The sequence below is a fragment of the Photobacterium iliopiscarium genome, assembly GCF_003026395.1.
Classification (GTDB): domain Bacteria; phylum Pseudomonadota; class Gammaproteobacteria; order Enterobacterales; family Vibrionaceae; genus Photobacterium; species Photobacterium iliopiscarium.
Window position 1 is genome coordinate 46458 of the sequence record NZ_PYOO01000016.1, and the last position, 16212, is coordinate 62669.

A 16212-nucleotide genomic window follows, 5' to 3' on the forward strand; every position below is an offset into this window, starting at 1 on the left:
AAGCTCTGCTTTTTTTTGGCTTTTTTTTCGCCATATTTGGTGTTTTGATGAGTATATTATTATCCTTTTACGGCATTATTTTGTGATGAAAATTATTTAAAGGGTATTGCAGAATCCTTTTTATTGACGTTATACTAGTTTCAAATCGAAACTTATTGTGTTGTTTAACCTTCATGTCGAAACGTAATACTCAGCAGCGTCGTCATGCTATTGCCGCAATGGTCAGTGAGCAAGGCGAAGTTAGCGTTGATGTTTTAGCGCATCATTTTTCTACTTCAGAAGTTACTATTCGTAAAGATCTCGCGGCATTAGAGGTAACTGGATCACTTTTACGTCGTTATGGTGGTGCAATTGCTATGCCTACTGAAATGGTCACTATCGAGCTGGCTGAACAAATTTCAGTGTGTAAGTTAGCGATTGCTCAAGCAGCCGCTGAGCAAATTCGCGATCACCATCGAATTATTATTGATAGTGGCAGTACCACGGCGGCATTAATTTCGTTGCTTGGCAGTAAGCAAGGCTTGATCGTGATGACCAATGCATTACATATAGCAAATGCTCTTAATGCACTTGAAAACGAACCGACATTGTTAATGACTGGCGGTACATGGGATCCCCATTCTGAATCATTTCAAGGTCAAGTCGCAGAATCCGTATTACGTTCATATGATTTTGATCAGCTCTTTATTGGGGCTGATGGGATTGATGTTGCGCGTGGCACGACAACCTTTAATGAATTAATGGGCTTAAGTCGAGTCATGGCAGAGGTATCACGTGAAGTGGTGGTGATGGTCGAATCAAATAAAATTGGCCGTAAAATCCCCAATCTTGAACTCGCGTGGCAAGGAATTAGTACCTTGATCACCGATGATGGTTTAAGTGACGCAGATAAAATAAGTATTGAACAGCATGGAGTGCGAGTTATTCGCGCTACCGTAAACGTATAACATCAGAATAACCAAAGCAGTGGTAAAGGAATTATTATGTGTGGGATAGTGGGTGCAGTAGCACAACGTGATGTGGCAGAAATTCTTATTGAAGGTTTACGCCGTTTGGAATACCGCGGTTATGACTCTGCGGGTATTGCGATTGTGGATACCAATAATGAGCTTCAGCGTGTACGTCGATTAGGTAAAGTACAAGAATTGGCTGACGCCGTTGATAGTATGCCTTTAAGTGGCGGCACAGGTATTGCTCATACTCGCTGGGCAACCCATGGTGAGCCTTCTGAAGCTAACGCCCACCCACATATTTCTGGTCAACATATCGCTTTAGTTCACAACGGTATTATTGAAAACCATCAATCCCTACGTGAATTATTGCTTGAACGTGGTTATGTATTTAGTTCGCAAACTGATACCGAAGTGATTGCGCATTTAGTGGATTGGGAATTACGTTCCGCGACAAGTTTGCTTGAAGCGGTTCAAAAAACGGTATTGCAGCTTCAAGGTGCATACGGCACGGTGGTGATGGACAGTCGTGATCCTGAACGGATTGTTGTTGCACGCTCTGGCAGTCCGCTAGTGATTGGTCTTGGTGTGGGTGAAAACTTTATTGCCTCAGATCAATTGGCATTATTAAACGTTACCCGTCGTTTTATGTTCTTAGAAGAAGGTGATGTGGCTGAAGTAACACGTCGTACCATTTCGGTCTTTGATAACAATGGTCAAGCGGTTGAACGAGCAGTGAATGAATCGACAGTAGAACATGATGCTGCTGATAAAGGCCAATATCGACACTTTATGCAAAAAGAGATCTTTGAACAGCCAAGTGCATTGATCAACACGATGGAAGGTCGAATTAGTGACGATCATGTGATCGTTGAAAGTATTGGTAGTGATGCAACTACGATCCTTGAGAATGTTGAACATATTCAGATTATTGCTTGTGGCACTTCTTATAATGCTGGCATGGTGGCGCGATATTGGTTTGAATCGATTGCGGGAGTGAGTTGTGATGTTGAAATAGCTTCAGAGTTTCGTTATCGCAAATTTGTTACCCAACCCAATAGCTTATTGATTACCCTGTCCCAATCGGGTGAAACGGCTGATACTTTAGCGGCGTTGCGGTTAGCCAAACAAAAAGGCTATATGGCAGCAATGACAATTTGTAATGTCGCGGGTTCATCGTTAGTGCGTGAATCTGATTTAGCCTTTATGACGCGTGCAGGGGCTGAAATTGGGGTTGCATCGACCAAAGCATTTACCACCCAGCTGGTGGCATTATTGATGTTAGTGACTGCACTCGGTAAACAAAAAGGTAATATTGATCGGGTTCAGGAACAACAAATTGTGACTGCATTACATCAATTACCGACTCAAATTGAAAAAGCATTGGCGTTTGATAAACCTATCGAAGTATTAGCAGAAGATTTTGCCGATAAACAACATGCATTATTTTTAGGTCGTGGTGAGTTTTATCCGATTGCCGTTGAAGCGTCGTTGAAACTGAAAGAAATTTCTTATATTCATGCTGAAGCTTACGCGGCGGGTGAACTTAAGCATGGCCCATTAGCGTTAGTGGATGCTGAAATGCCCGTTATTGTGGTGGCTCCGACCAATGATTTGCTTGAAAAGCTCAAGTCAAACATTGAAGAAGTACGTGCCCGTGGCGGGTTGTTGTATGTATTTGCTGACGATGAAGCTGGATTTGAAGAATGTGAGGGCATGAAAATTATCACTATGCCAAAAGTGGATGAGATCATTGCCCCGATTTTCTATACTATTCCGATGCAATTATTGTCCTACCATGTTGCTTTAATTAAAGGGACGGATGTTGATCAGCCGCGTAATCTGGCTAAAGCAGTAACGGTTGAATAAAACGGTTATTAGCCATTAAGGCATCATGTTAATCAGTAAAAAAAGGTACCTTAAGGGTGCCTTTTTTTAGGTTTGATGGTCGCCATCTAAAAGCCTAATTATATTGGCACCGATAACGTTTTTTTTTGCAAAATAGAAAGAACGCCGTCCCAAATTAGGAATTGCAATTCAAAATACAAAAATAGGCTGTTATTAACGGCTAATTGTCTGATTTTTACTCCCTCACACGCCAAAAAACTTGGCGCGCCATCTGCAAGAGGTGTCATTAGTAATTCATACTAATAATGATTTTGTGGAGTAAATGATGGCTGAACATAAACAAGAAATGGCGCTAAGGATCAAAGAAGCACGCGAATGGAAAGGTTTGACTCAAGTTTATATGGCACAACAGTTAAAAGTGGCACGTCAAACGTATTTGGATTTAGAAACCGGAAAGACTGAACCGAAAGTGCGGTTATTGGTAGAAATATCTGAGTTAACAGAAAGACCATTAACGTGGTTTATTTATGGTGATTTAGGGTTAGATATTATTGAGAGTGAATATAAGGAAGAAATTGATCAATTAGTACAGTGTTTTAGTTGCTTACCTCATGCTGCAAGAAAAATGATTTTGCAACAGAGCATTCAATTAGCGCAGTTTATGACAGAATATACGCGTAGTATTCCGCGTCGCTGATAAAACAGTAGAGAAAAAAGCAGCACGAAGGCTGCTTAGTGATGTCATTATTGAGCAAGAAAAAACGTATATGCAGGATTATCTGTTTCATCATGCCAGTGATAACCGAGCTTACGTAAATGGCAGGTAAACGATAATAAATCATGATCGGCTAATTCAAATCCGCATAACACTCGGCCATAATCAGCCCCATGGTTACGGTAATTAAATAAGCTAATATTCCATTGCCCGCCTAAGGTGGATAAGAATTTAGTTAAAGCGCCGGGATATTCAGGAAATTCAAAACTATACAAACGTTCTTGTAATGGTTTTGATGGGCGGCCACCGATCATATAGCGCACATGAACCTTGGCCATTTCATCATCGGATAAATCCATCACCGGATAACCTCCTTGATGTAGATCGGCAATTATTTGATCCAATTCAAGTTGTCCTTGTAGTAAGCGTACCCCGACAAAGACATTGGCTAATTTACTGTTGTTATAGCGATAGTTAAACTCGGTGACTGCTCGCCCGCCAATAAGGTGACAAAATTCAAGAAATGCCCCTGGGCGTTCAGGAATAGTGACCGCTAATAACCCTTCACGTTTTTCACTTAGTTCACACCGCTCAGAAACATAACGTAAACCATGAAAGTTAAGGTTAGCCCCTGATAAAATTGCGGCTAAATGACGTTGTTGTAATTGTTGTTGCTCAGCGTATTTTTTTAAGCCCGCCAGTGATAATGCCCCTGATGGTTCAGCAATTGCACGTGTATCTTCAAAGATGTCTTTTACTGCGGCGCAAATTTCATCACTGCTTACTGTGATCACATCATCAAGATATTGTTCACATAAACGGAAAGTTTCATTGCCGATGCGTTTAACAGCGACGCCATCAGCAAACATGCCTACTTGATCAAGGGTGACTGGTTGTCCTGCATCTAGGGCGGCTTTTAAACAAGCGGAATCTTCTGCTTCGACACCGATCACTTTAATTTCTGGCAACAGTTGTTTGAGTAATACTGATACCCCCGCCGCTAAACCGCCACCGCCAACAGGCACAAATACATAGTCTAAATGACCATTTTGCTGTACCAATTCAATCCCAATTGTACCTTGGCCCGCAATAATAGCCGGATGATCAAACGGTGGAATAAAGGTATAGCCATGTTGCTGGGCAAGCATTTCAGCGTGAGTTTTCGCTTCATCAAAGTTGTTACCATGCAAAATTACGTTACCGCCAAAACCCCGCACCGCATCAACTTTAATATCAGGCGTAGTACGTGGCATGACGATAGTGGCATTGACCCCGAGTTTTTGACTCGATAAGGCCAACCCTTGCGCATGATTCCCCGCTGATGCCGCAATGACGCCCGCTTGACGCTGAGATTCTGTCAGTTGGGTCATCATGTTATAAGCACCGCGCAGTTTAAAAGAATGCACCGGTTGGCGATCTTCACGCTTGAGCTGAACATGATTATTGATGCGAGCACTGAGGCGAGTCATGCTTTGTAATGGTGTGACTTGCGCGACTTCATAGACTGGCGCCCGTAAAATATTGCGCAGATAGTCGGCACCGCTAAGTAAATATTGGTCGCTAGCGAGTTTGATATTGGCCATTAGATTATCCTTCTAGCTTGGATTTATCACGTACCGCGCCTTTATCCGCACTGGTCGCAAGTAGCGCGTAAGCTTTAAGTGCTAATGATACCTGACGGACACGATCTACGGGTTTCCAACCTCGTTGATCTGCATCAGCGCGACGACTAGCAAGGATGGCATCATCGACTAATAAGTTGATACTGCGATTAGGAATATCAATTGCGATCATATCGCCATTATTGATAAGGCCAATTGTACCGCCACTGGCGGCTTCTGGTGATACGTGACCAATAGATAAACCGGAAGTACCACCAGAGAAACGTCCGTCAGTGATTAGAGCGCATTCTTTACCGAGTCCCATTGATTTTAAGTAGGTGGTTGGATACAACATTTCTTGCATCCCGGGGCCGCCTTTTGGTCCTTCATAGCGGATAACAACCACATCACCCGCTTTGACTTTACCACCAAGAATACCTTCAACCGCAGTGTCTTGGCTTTCAAATACCACGGCGGGTCCGGTAAAGGTTAAGCAGCTTTCATCAACGCCTGCGGTTTTAACAATACAGCCATTAAGGGCCATATTGCCGGATAATACTGCTAGTCCACCTTCGTCGCTAAAGGCAAATTCTCGGCTACGAATACACCCATGTTGACGATCATCATCCAAGGTATCCCAGCGGCAATTTTGTGAAAACGCTTTGGTGGTACGAATACCCGCAGGGCCTGCTCGGAAGAAATCTTTGACTGCTTGGGATTGGGTTTGGACAATATCGTAATGGCGTAGGCTTTCAGCAAAGGTCTCGCCTAAAATATTGTGACATTGGTTGTGGAACAGTCCGGCGCGATCAAGTTCACCTAAAATACTGTACACCCCACCCGCTCGGTGAACATCTTCCATATGGTATTTCGGCGTTGACGGCGCAACTTTACACAGTTGTGGCACGCGACGTGACATTTGATCAATATTAGCCATGGTGAAATCAATTCCACCTTCTTGAGCCGCGGCCAATAAGTGCAATACGGTATTGCTTGAACCACCCATCGCAATATCAAGTGCCATCGCATTTTCAAACGCTAATTTGTTGGCAATATTACGTGGTAATGCGGTGGTATCATCTTGTTCGTAATAACGTTTAGTCAGTGCAACAATACGTTTACCAGCATTAATGAATAGTTGCTCGCGATCGGCGTGTGTCGCTAACATTGAACCATTACCCGGTTGGCTTAAACCTAACGCTTCGGTTAAACAGTTCATTGAGTTAGCGGTAAACATTCCCGAACAGGAACCACAGGTTGGGCAGGCGGATCGTTCGATCTGTTCGCTTTGTTCGTCAGAAACAGAAGGATCCGCACCTTGGATCATCGCATCGACCAAATCGAGTTTGATCACTTGATCTGATAGCTTGGTTTTTCCTGCTTCCATAGGGCCACCGGAAACGAAAATCACCGGAATATTTAATCGCAATGATGCCATTAGCATTCCGGGGGTAATTTTGTCACAGTTAGAAATACATACCATTGCATCAGCACAATGGGCATTGACCATGTATTCAACTGAGTCGGCAATGAGTTCGCGGGATGGCAATGAATACAGCATGCCGCCATGACCCATTGCGATACCGTCATCAACGGCGATGGTATTGAATTCTTTGGCGATCCCGCCTGCTTGTTCAATCTGCTCGGCCACCAATTGCCCGAGATCTTTTAAGTGGACATGGCCCGGTACAAATTGAGTGAATGAGTTCACCACCGCAATAATCGGTTTACCAAAATCTTCGTCTTTAACTCCAGTTGCGCGCCATAATGCACGTGCGCCTGCCATATTTCGACCATGGGTTGTTGTTGCTGAACGATACGTAGGCATAACAATAAAATCCTTTTTAGTTCAGCCACCATAGCGATGGCTGATGTCATTAATTAATTTAATCGACACAGTTACTTAGCTGGGTATACGTAGTCTAACCAACCCCATTTGTCGTCAGTTTCGCCGTTAAATAGACCAAAGTAATCAGTCTGTAATTGTTGAGTAATCGGACCGCGTTTACCTGCACCAACCGAGATCTGATCAACACTGCGTACGGGGACAATCTCAGCGGCGGTGCCCGTCATGAATACTTCATCGGCAAGGTAGAGCGCTTCTCTAGCTATATTTTCTTCGCGTACTTCATAGCCACGTTCTTTGGCTAGCACCATAATGGTGTCGCGAGTAATACCCGGCAAGATTGCACTGGTGGTTGGTGGGGTTGAAAGGACGCCGTTACGGACCACGAAAATATTTTCACCTGCACCTTCTGAAAGGTAACCGTCAACACTTAGCGCAATCCCTTCTGCATAACCGTGGCGACGGGCTTCACTGCCAACAAGCAATGATGATAAGTAGTTACCACCAGCTTTAGCTGCGGTTGGAATGGTATTAGGTGCAGCGCGGTTCCAGCTTGAAATCATCGCATCGACACCATTTTCTAACGCTTCTTCACCTAAATATGAGCCCCATGGAAAGGCCGCTACAATCAGATCCATAATGGTATCAACCGGAGGGCAGACACCTAAACCGACATTACCGACATAGCCTAATGGGCGAATATAGGCCGAATCGAGTTTATTGACGCGAATGGTTTCACGGCAAATTTCCATCAGTTGATCGCAGTGATAAGGAATTGGGAAACGATAAATTTTGGCCGAATTAAGTAACCGTTGCATGTGTTCTTGATGGCGGAAAATCGCCGGTCCTTTGGGGGTGTTGTAACAACGAATGCCTTCAAAAACAGAAGTGCCGTAGTGCATTGCATGGGTAAGAACGTGAACATTTGCTTGTGCCCAAGGAACGATATTACCGTTAAACCAAATAAAATCAGCTGTGTTTGCCATGATGAGTTCCCTTCTTAAAATTTAATCCAAATTTTCGATTTGTGAGGTGGTAACGGTGGTTACATCCCAGAGTTTTTCTATTTGATTGATCAGAATGCTAATCGGACGATCACTATCAACAATAATTGCAATGGTGGCGATATTGCTATGATGGTTTTGGGTCGCATCCACTTTTTTGATCACAAATCCACGATGGCGAATCACCCGTAAAATACGCTCAAGTAATACTGGTTTATCGTTAGCTTTGATGTCGAGTAAATATCTATCCATGATTTACGTGTTCTCCAGCATGTCTTGATTGGCAGCGCCCGGTGGTACTAATGGCCATACATTTTGTTCTTCATCAATCATCACGTGTAATAAATAGGCGCTGTCGCTAGCGAGCATTTCAGCCAGTGCTGGTGCGACTTCCTCTTTGCGGGTGATGGTTTTTCCAGGAATATCAAACGCCCGCGCCAGCATTACAAAATCAGGGTTATCATCCAAAATTGTTTCGCTGTGGCGGCCATCAAAAAATAGCGATTGCCATTGACGCACCATGCCTAAGCGTTGGTTATTAATCAGTACCATTTTGACTGGAATTTGGCGGCGTTTAAGAGTGCCAAGTTCCTGCACATTCATCATAAATGAGCCATCACCAGAGATTAAAATTGATTGCGCATCAGGACGCGCAACACTGGCTCCCATGGCGGCGGGTAAGCCAAAGCCCATAGTGCCAAGTCCGGCTGAAGTGATGTAGTTTTGTGGTTCACGCGGTTGGATATGTTGTGCCGCCCACATTTGGTGTTGACCGACATCGGTTGAGACGATGCTGTTATCGGGCATCATGTCTGACAGTTGTTTTAGTAACAGTGGCGCATAAATTAATTCACTCGGATGGTCGTAGCGCCATTTACCAATGTGGCGTAAATGTTCGCTATGGGTTAACCAGCGACTGATGTCTTGCCCTAGTTCAAGCTGTGGCAGAATAACATTAATGTCACCACGCAATGGCGCATTGGCATGGCGTAATTTATTAAATTCAGCTGCATCAATATCAATGTGGATCACTTTTGCATGGGGGGCAAAGGTGTCGAGTTTTCCTGTCACTCGATCATCAAACCGCGCGCCAACAACGATCAATAAATCAGACTCTTGTACAATCAGATTTGCCGCTTTAGTACCATGCATTCCTAGCATTCCAAGGTAATGCGGATCGTGACGGGCGACTGAACCTAAACCTTTGAGGGTGCTAACTGACGGCATTGGGTTGAGCGTTAGAAATTGGCGCAGGGTTGCAGTTGCCTTAGCAATTTGTACACCGCCGCCAACATATAAAACAGGTCGCTGACATTGAGCCAATAACTGTTGTGTCGCTTCGATAGCGGTTACAGAGGCTATCGGTAATGGTGGTGGTGTAACGCAAGGCAGCACAGTTGTTGGTGCCGTTGCTAACTGCACATCTTTGGCGATATCAACAATAACGGGTCCTGGACGACCACTTTGAGCCACCACAAAAGCTTCCGCTAAGGTTGATGCAAGATCGTTGATGTCGGTTACTAGATAGCTGTGCTTGGTGCACGATAATGACATTCCAATCACATCCATTTCTTGAAAAGCATCGGTGCCAATGTGTGAACTTGCGACTTGGCCTGTGATGGCAACTAAGGGAACGGAATCCATTAAAGCATCGGCGAGTCCGGTGACTAAATTGGTTGCTCCGGGTCCTGATGTTGCCATGCAGACTGCAACATTTTGGGTTGCTCGTGCCATACCAATTGCCGCCATGGCAGCCCCTTGCTCATGACGACATAAAATATGCTCAACGTCACCATCATAAAGTGCATCATAGATAGGCATGATCGCCCCACCTGGATAGCCAAAAATAGTTTTTATCCCCTGCTGTTGCAGCGCTTGTACGACTAACTCTGCCCCTGTCATCGCTGCTCCTTGCGTGTGTGGCTAAAATGAAAATCAATCCTGATTGGGTGTGTAAATTTGCTGATTTAAAAAAGCCCCCGAACTTCTCAGTGCGGGGGCTTGTTTGTGTTTTGATAGCGTTAATGTACGCCGACACATCCCCTGCGCGGTGAGAGAATCACCACGACGACGTTAATAATGAGTGTTTGGGATGTTGCGTTTGCGTGCATAATTGTCCAACTTTTATTGTTTAGTTGTTGCTATATATAAGTGGTAACACAGATCTTCGTCACATGACAAGAAAAAAATTTGGTTTTATTGGCTAATTAGCAGCATTAATGAAGCTTTGATGTAACACCTTAGATAAATTTCATTAACCCATGGTGTGAGTTGCCAGTCAATGGAGTCATCAATGACACTTGCTATTATTCACAGTCGAGCTTGTGTGGGCGTAGAAGCCCCATCAGTAACTGTTGAGGTACATTTAAGTAATGGTATGCCGAGTTTCACCTTGGTCGGATTGCCAGAAACGACCGTAAAAGAAGCTAAAGATCGTGTAAGAAGCGCGATTATCAATGCTCAATTTGAATTTCCATCACGACGTATTACGGTTAATTTAGCCCCTGCTGATTTACCTAAAGAAGGTGGACGGTTTGACTTACCGATTGCGCTTGGCATTTTAGCGGCATCAGGGCAAATTCCCTCTGATAAATTAGCGCAGTATGAGTTTATTGGTGAATTAGCATTATCGGGAGATTTACGATCGGTTAAAGGGGCATTACCCGCTGCATTAGCGGCATTAAAAGCCAAACGTTGTTTAATTGTGCCGAATCAAAATGGTGATCAAGTGGCTTTGGTTGCTCAAGAACAACATAAATCAGCACCAACATTATTAGCTGTTTGTGGCTTTTTGTGCGGTCAACAACAACTGCAATTACATCTTCAGCCGCGCTCAGACGTTCCGCCTATCGTTGTTAATGAACCGCGTGATATGCAAGATATTATTGGTCAGCAACAAGGTAAACGCGCTTTAGAAATAGCCGCTGCGGGAAGTCATAATTTATTATTATTGGGGCCGCCGGGTACGGGAAAAACCATGTTGGCTTCTCGTTTACGGGATTTATTACCCCCAATGACGCATCAAGAAGCGATAGAAACCGCGGCGGTGGCTTCTTTGACTCAGCAATCATTGCATCAAGGTAATTGGCTTGATCGTCCTTTTCGAACTCCGCACCACTCCAGTTCAATGGCTGCTTTAGTGGGGGGTGGGTCGGTGCCTAAGCCGGGAGAAATATCACTTGCACATAATGGACTGTTATTTTTAGATGAGATGCCTGAGTTTGAACGTAAGGTGTTAGATTCTTTGCGAGAGCCGTTAGAGTCTGGGCAAATTGTGATTTCACGTGCTACCGCAAAAACTACTTTTCCGGCTCGATTCCAACTAATCGGCGCACTAAATCCAAGCCCTACTGGTTACTACGAAGGCAATCAATCACGGACGAATCCACAGGCAATTTTGCGGTATTTAAGTCGTTTATCAGGCCCGTTGTTAGATCGGTTTGATATGTCGTTAGAAATTCCCGCGCTGCCTCGCGGTACACTAACCACGGGGGGTGATCGTGGTGAACCGAGTTCAGTTATAAAGGCGCGAGTTGATCAAGCTCGTGAACGCATGCTAGCTCGTTGTGGCAAAGTGAATGCGTTACTTTCTACTCGGGAATTAGATAAATATTGCGCGTTGTCATTTAAAGATGCCGAGTTTTTAGAAAATGCATTACACAAGTTGGGATTATCAGTGCGTGCTTATCACCGAATTATAAAGGTTGCGCGTACCATTGCTGATTTAGCCGAGCAGGATAAGATTCAGCGGGCTCATTTAGCGGAAGCGTTAGGTTATCGATCAATGGATAGATTGTTGAAACAACTGAGTTGTCAGGTTATTTAGAACAAAAAAAAGAGGCTAATCAAAGCCTCCTTTTTGATAATCATGATTGCTGATTGAGTAATGTTATTTCTTGAGTAAGAAATTAACTAATTCAAAATATTCGTCAGCTGATTTAATTTTTCCCGTTTGAACTAAGTATTTATTATTAACCACTACCGCGGGTACGCCTGTTAATCCTGCATCGTTAAAGGCTTTATCAAAACGACTGACCATTGAGTTAACCGCAAAGCTATTGAAGGCACCATCAAATTCGGCTGCCGGTACACCTTCATCAATGAAGATTTGGCGTACTTCTGCTTCATCACGCGGTGGTTGGTTAAGGGTATGAATACGGTTAAATAACACCGGTAGCATTTTGTCGCTGTCGTTTAATACAACGGCTGTTGCAAATGCTTTGCTCATCACTTTACCCATTGGGCCGCCCATAAATGACACATGCATTTTTTGCAGTTTGGCATTGTCTGGCAACTTGGTTTTCAATTCTCGAATCATCGGTTCAAATTGAAAACAATGCGGGCAGTAAAGTGAAAAGAACTCAGTCACAATCGGAGTGCTTGATTGCGGTTGATCTAATACCTTGTAGTAGTCGCCTTCCGTAAATTTGGCTGCGTGAACAGAAAAAGACAATAAAGCAGCGCTGACTAGCGCAAGTAAGTTTTTCATCATTTAGGAGTTCCTGATTATCCGTATCGTTAATTAGATATTAGCTGAGTATAATAATTAATAATGTTATTTTATAGTCAATTACCACTGAGGCATTAACTGTAATGGTGCTTCATTTAAGGTAAAAATTTGTTCTTTAAAGGCTAAAACCTGACCTTCCCAATATTTTGCATCGCCAAACCACGGAAATGCGCGTGGAAATGCTGGATCTTGCCAACGTTTTGCCAACCAAGCCATATAGTGCACCATTCTTAGAGCACGTAAAGGTTCTATTAATTTAAGTTGGCGTGGATCAAAATCTGCAAACTCATTATAAGCTTCTAGAATCGTATCGAGTTGCGCGAGTTGATCATGACGCTCGCCATTAAGCATCATCCATAAATCTTGGATTGCTGGACCGTTACGGGCATCATCTAGATCGACAAACATCGGTCCATCTCGCCATAAAATATTACCGGGATGACAATCCCCATGCAGCCGTAACGCTGGCCAGTCAGTTGACCAATGTGCTTCAATTTCAGTAATTAAGCGATCAAGATCGGTAAAAAATGTTTTTTTAAGATAATCAGGAATGAAGTCGCTATTAGCAAGTACTTGACGTGGTTGATAAACATATTCTTCTAAACCTAATGTTGGGCGATGGACAAATGGTTGACGTTGACCCACTTGGTGAATGCGACCTAAAAAGCGTCCAACCCACTCTAACTGATCGAAGTTATCGACTTCAAATTGACGACCACCGACGCTTGGAAAAACGGCAAACCGATAGCCATTATAATGATGTAGCGTATTGCCATTGATAGCGATTGGTGCGGCAACCGGAATATCTTGCTGTTCAAGCTCAAGCGTAAACTGGTGCTCTTCATTGATCTGCTCATCACTCCAACGAGCAGGACGATAAAATTTAGTCACATAACGTTGGCCATCTTCCGCTTTAAATTGATAAACGCGATTTTCATAACTATTGAGTGCCAATAAACCGGACTCAGCATGTACTTCAACGCTATCTAACGCGTCGAGTAGTACATCGGGGCTGAGATCTGCAAAACTAAAACTTTGTTTTTCCATGACTGAATCCTGAATCTGGCTTGGATGAGTGACTTAGCTTAACCGCGAATGGGATTAAAACAAATTAAACATTGTGGTGATGATTGGTGAAGGGAAGGATTTTTTCGCTAAAAAAAGCCAGTTAGTGATAACTGGCTTCATAAATAAGGTTAAACGATTATTTTGTGATTATTTGATAATACCGCGTGCGCGTAAGATAGCGGTTTTAAAATCGTTTTCGCAATCTTTAGCAAGGCCGGGGATCATGGCGTCTTTGTCGCTATTACGCATTTTTAAATGATAAATTAATACATCATCCGTTAATGACTCTAGTGGACCTTGGTATTTTGCTTCTGTGGCTAATTTTAGTAAGAACTCGACTAAGTTAAGATCAGGATCTTTTTTCCACTCGGGATGCAGTAATTCAATTAGTTCATTAACGCGATGGGTTTTCATTGTTAACTCCGTAGCTTGGGCTGAATCAATCGTTATACGACTGTATTATCATTATTTTAGTGCGGATAAATTATAACAAACCCTGCTCGGTTACAATGTATGTCTTGTGCCAAAATAATATTAATAAAAAAGCAGCCAGAGCTGCTTAATATTAGGGCTAACGTTGTTGCTGTTGGTTGATCGTCAGTTCTGGCAATATTTGTTGCTGATCTAATTGTGCTTCTGCCGTGGTTAAATGGACGTCAGTTGTTGGCGTTTTGTTTGTGTTAACCTTAAAGTGGGGTGCGTGGGAACTGGCACGTAAACGTGATGGACTTCGTGGGGTACTTGCATACCTGACGGGGGATGCTGGGCGCATATGTCACCTATTGTCAGGCTCATCCATGGCCAAAAAATTAAAAATATCTCTGAAGGGAAAACTCCCTGCTGGGTAGAACCCATCCACCAGACTATTGCTTGGTTATTAATCGAATCGCGCAGAGGATAGCAACCAGATTATTAAAAGTCGAGCATAAAATAAGCAATAAAATGCTAATATTTAATTATTACGTTGTTTCCATAGTAACTATTGCAATAATAGAGTCCTTGATGCACCGTGTCGTTCGACCTTTATCGAAATAAAGGTTACGGCAGTGATTGGTATTTAGGGATTACCCTCTTTAGCGCTAGTCAGTGGCACAACAGAAGCCTTGGGAGAGGATCTATGGAGCAGGAGCAGCAACGTATTGTTGCCAATCGTAACTTATCTTACCGATTAGCAGAGTCTATTGGTCGTCGTATATTAATTGGCGATCCTGCCCCTGGCGGTATTTTACCGGGTGAAGTTGAGTTAGGTGAAATGTATGGCGTAAGTCGCACTGCCGTACGTGAAGCCATAAAAATGTTAGCAGCGAAAGGCATGGTGTTGCCACGTCCGCGCATTGGCACACGAGTAATGCCAAAGAAAAATTGGAATTATCTTGATCAAGATTTGTTAGCTTGGTTAGATTTTGATGCAGATTCACAATTGATTGTGGAGTATCAAAAAGTACGTTTAACGCTAGAGCCCGAAGCCGCAGCATTAGCCGCTGAGCATGCGACAGTAGAAGATCGGCTTGAGTTTGAACAATTGATGCAGCAAATGCACCAGATGAAAGATAACTTTGATCAAGAACGCTGGATTGAAATTGATACCCGCTTTCACCAGTTAGTGTATTTTTCTTCAGGTAATCATTTTATTAGCCCATTTGGAAACTTGTTTAAAGCGGTGTTTGAAAATTATTTTCGCGTTGTTACCCGTGAGCAAGTGATGAAGCTTGATGTCCATCAACGAATTGTTGATGGTATTTTAGGTCGTGATCCAGATGTTGCCCGTCAAGCAACGTTAGAGTTATTACAATAGTTGATAAATGATACAACGGAGCCAAATGGCTCCTTTTTTTTATCAATGATAAAACCTGCGTAAAGTGACTAACAAAAAGTTGCTTAATTTAAGCTTACAAGTGTAAGCTGAAAAATAATAACTATTGAATTAAGTGTCTTTTGGGATATATAAACCATGAGTAATGTGATCAAACGTGAACTAGGTTATTCAACAACGGAAGAAGTCGCGAATAGTGTTAGTCACGGTCTTGGGCTGTTGTTTTCAGTGTTTGGTCTGTATTTGTTGCTAGATAAAGCTTTTTCATTGCAAGCAGATACATTAAGTATTGTCAGTTATATTGTTTATGGCGTGAGTATGATTTTATTGTACCTCGCTTCAACCCTGTACCATGCAATTCCAAATGTAGCGGCTAAAAAGCCCCTAAAAATTTTTGACCATTGTGCGATTTATTTATTAATCGCTGGCACCTATACCCCGTTTCTATTGATTGCGTTGCGGACGCCATTAGCGCTAGGGTTAATGGTGATATTATGGATATTTGCGCTGCTGGGTATTATCGCTAAAATTATTTTTATCCATCGTTTTAAAAAATTGTCGCTATGGATGTATCTGGCGATGGGATGGGCATCAGTGATTGTCATTTACCAATTAGCGATATCATTAGCGCCCGGTGGACTTGTGCTATTAGGGCTCGGCGGTGTGATTTACTCTTTAGGGGTGGTGTTTTACGTTAATAAACGGATTCCGTATAACCATGCTATTTGGCATTTGTTTGTTTTAGGTGGTTCAATTTGTCATTTTTGTGCGATTTATTTTTATATTAAACCGTAGCGAATCGTCGTAAATTCTATTCAAAAAAAGAGAGCGCTTCGCGCTCTCTTTTTGTTTTTTTA

15 protein-coding genes are annotated in these 16212 nt (G+C 43.0%); 6 read left to right on the forward strand and 9 right to left on the reverse strand.

The features are described from left to right. Positions 1-173 precede the first annotated feature (173 nt). The 3 genes from C9J51_RS17080 to C9J51_RS17090 all read left to right on the forward strand — a co-directional run bounded on the left by C9J51_RS17080 (position 174) and on the right by C9J51_RS17090 (position 3495). Positions 174-947 (forward strand): DeoR family transcriptional regulator, encoded by a 774-nt coding sequence (locus C9J51_RS17080; RefSeq protein WP_045037204.1) that lies wholly within the window; start codon positions 174-176, stop codon positions 945-947. A 36-nt stretch (positions 948-983) separates the two neighbouring features. Further along, entirely contained in the window at positions 984-2819 is a 1836-nt protein-coding gene (gene glmS, locus C9J51_RS17085; RefSeq protein WP_045037203.1) for a glutamine--fructose-6-phosphate transaminase (isomerizing), read from the forward strand. A 304-nt stretch (positions 2820-3123) separates the two neighbouring features. After that, entirely contained in the window at positions 3124-3495 is a 372-nt protein-coding gene (locus C9J51_RS17090; RefSeq protein ID WP_045037202.1) for a helix-turn-helix transcriptional regulator, read from the forward strand. Between the two features lie 47 nt (positions 3496-3542). Here the strand turns inward: C9J51_RS17090 and ilvA are convergent, their stop codons facing one another. From ilvA to ilvG, 5 genes are all read right to left on the reverse strand, one after another. Continuing rightward, positions 3543-5096 (reverse strand): threonine ammonia-lyase, biosynthetic, encoded by a 1554-nt coding sequence (gene ilvA, locus C9J51_RS17095; protein WP_107275253.1) that lies wholly within the window; start codon positions 5094-5096, stop codon positions 3543-3545. A 4-nt stretch (positions 5097-5100) separates the two neighbouring features. Continuing rightward, positions 5101-6942, reverse strand: a complete 1842-nt coding sequence (ilvD, locus tag C9J51_RS17100; RefSeq protein WP_045040470.1) for a dihydroxy-acid dehydratase — start codon at positions 6940-6942, stop codon at positions 5101-5103. A gap of 71 nt (positions 6943-7013) precedes the next feature. Next, positions 7014-7949, reverse strand: coding sequence for a branched-chain amino acid transaminase (locus C9J51_RS17105; protein ID WP_181314832.1), 936 nt, complete (start codon positions 7947-7949; stop codon positions 7014-7016). 18 nt (positions 7950-7967) lie between these two features. Continuing rightward, complete coding sequence (gene ilvM / locus C9J51_RS17110; protein WP_045037198.1) at positions 7968-8216, reverse strand: acetolactate synthase 2 small subunit; 249 nt, start codon at positions 8214-8216, stop codon at positions 7968-7970. 3 nt (positions 8217-8219) lie between these two features. Then, complete coding sequence (gene ilvG, locus C9J51_RS17115) at positions 8220-9866, reverse strand: acetolactate synthase 2 catalytic subunit (RefSeq protein WP_045040472.1); 1647 nt, start codon at positions 9864-9866, stop codon at positions 8220-8222. Positions 9867-10257: 391 nt separating this feature from the next. Between ilvG and C9J51_RS17120 the strand changes: the two genes are divergently transcribed. Next, the gene (locus C9J51_RS17120) at positions 10258-11790 is read left to right on the forward strand and encodes a YifB family Mg chelatase-like AAA ATPase (protein WP_045040473.1); all 1533 of its coding nucleotides are present in this window, start codon (positions 10258-10260) and stop codon (positions 11788-11790) included. A 63-nt stretch (positions 11791-11853) separates the two neighbouring features. Here the strand turns inward: C9J51_RS17120 and C9J51_RS17125 are convergent, their stop codons facing one another. The 4 genes from C9J51_RS17125 to C9J51_RS17140 all read right to left on the reverse strand — a co-directional run bounded on the left by C9J51_RS17125 (position 11854) and on the right by C9J51_RS17140 (position 14314). Next, positions 11854-12453, reverse strand: a complete 600-nt coding sequence (locus tag C9J51_RS17125) for a thiol:disulfide interchange protein DsbA/DsbL (protein ID WP_181314833.1) — start codon at positions 12451-12453, stop codon at positions 11854-11856. A gap of 81 nt (positions 12454-12534) precedes the next feature. After that, entirely contained in the window at positions 12535-13521 is a 987-nt protein-coding gene (locus C9J51_RS17130) for a serine/threonine protein kinase (RefSeq protein ID WP_045040474.1), read from the reverse strand. 168 nt (positions 13522-13689) lie between these two features. Further along, positions 13690-13956 (reverse strand): YihD family protein, encoded by a 267-nt coding sequence (locus C9J51_RS17135; protein WP_045040475.1) that lies wholly within the window; start codon positions 13954-13956, stop codon positions 13690-13692. A gap of 157 nt (positions 13957-14113) precedes the next feature. Continuing rightward, entirely contained in the window at positions 14114-14314 is a 201-nt protein-coding gene (locus C9J51_RS17140; RefSeq protein WP_045037193.1) for a hypothetical protein, read from the reverse strand. Positions 14315-14659: 345 nt separating this feature from the next. Between C9J51_RS17140 and C9J51_RS17145 the strand changes: the two genes are divergently transcribed. Further along, the gene (locus C9J51_RS17145; RefSeq protein WP_045040476.1) at positions 14660-15337 is read left to right on the forward strand and encodes a FadR/GntR family transcriptional regulator; all 678 of its coding nucleotides are present in this window, start codon (positions 14660-14662) and stop codon (positions 15335-15337) included. 156 nt (positions 15338-15493) lie between these two features. Continuing rightward, positions 15494-16150 (forward strand): PAQR family membrane homeostasis protein TrhA, encoded by a 657-nt coding sequence (gene trhA / locus C9J51_RS17150; protein ID WP_045037191.1) that lies wholly within the window; start codon positions 15494-15496, stop codon positions 16148-16150. Positions 16151-16212 lie beyond the last annotated feature (62 nt).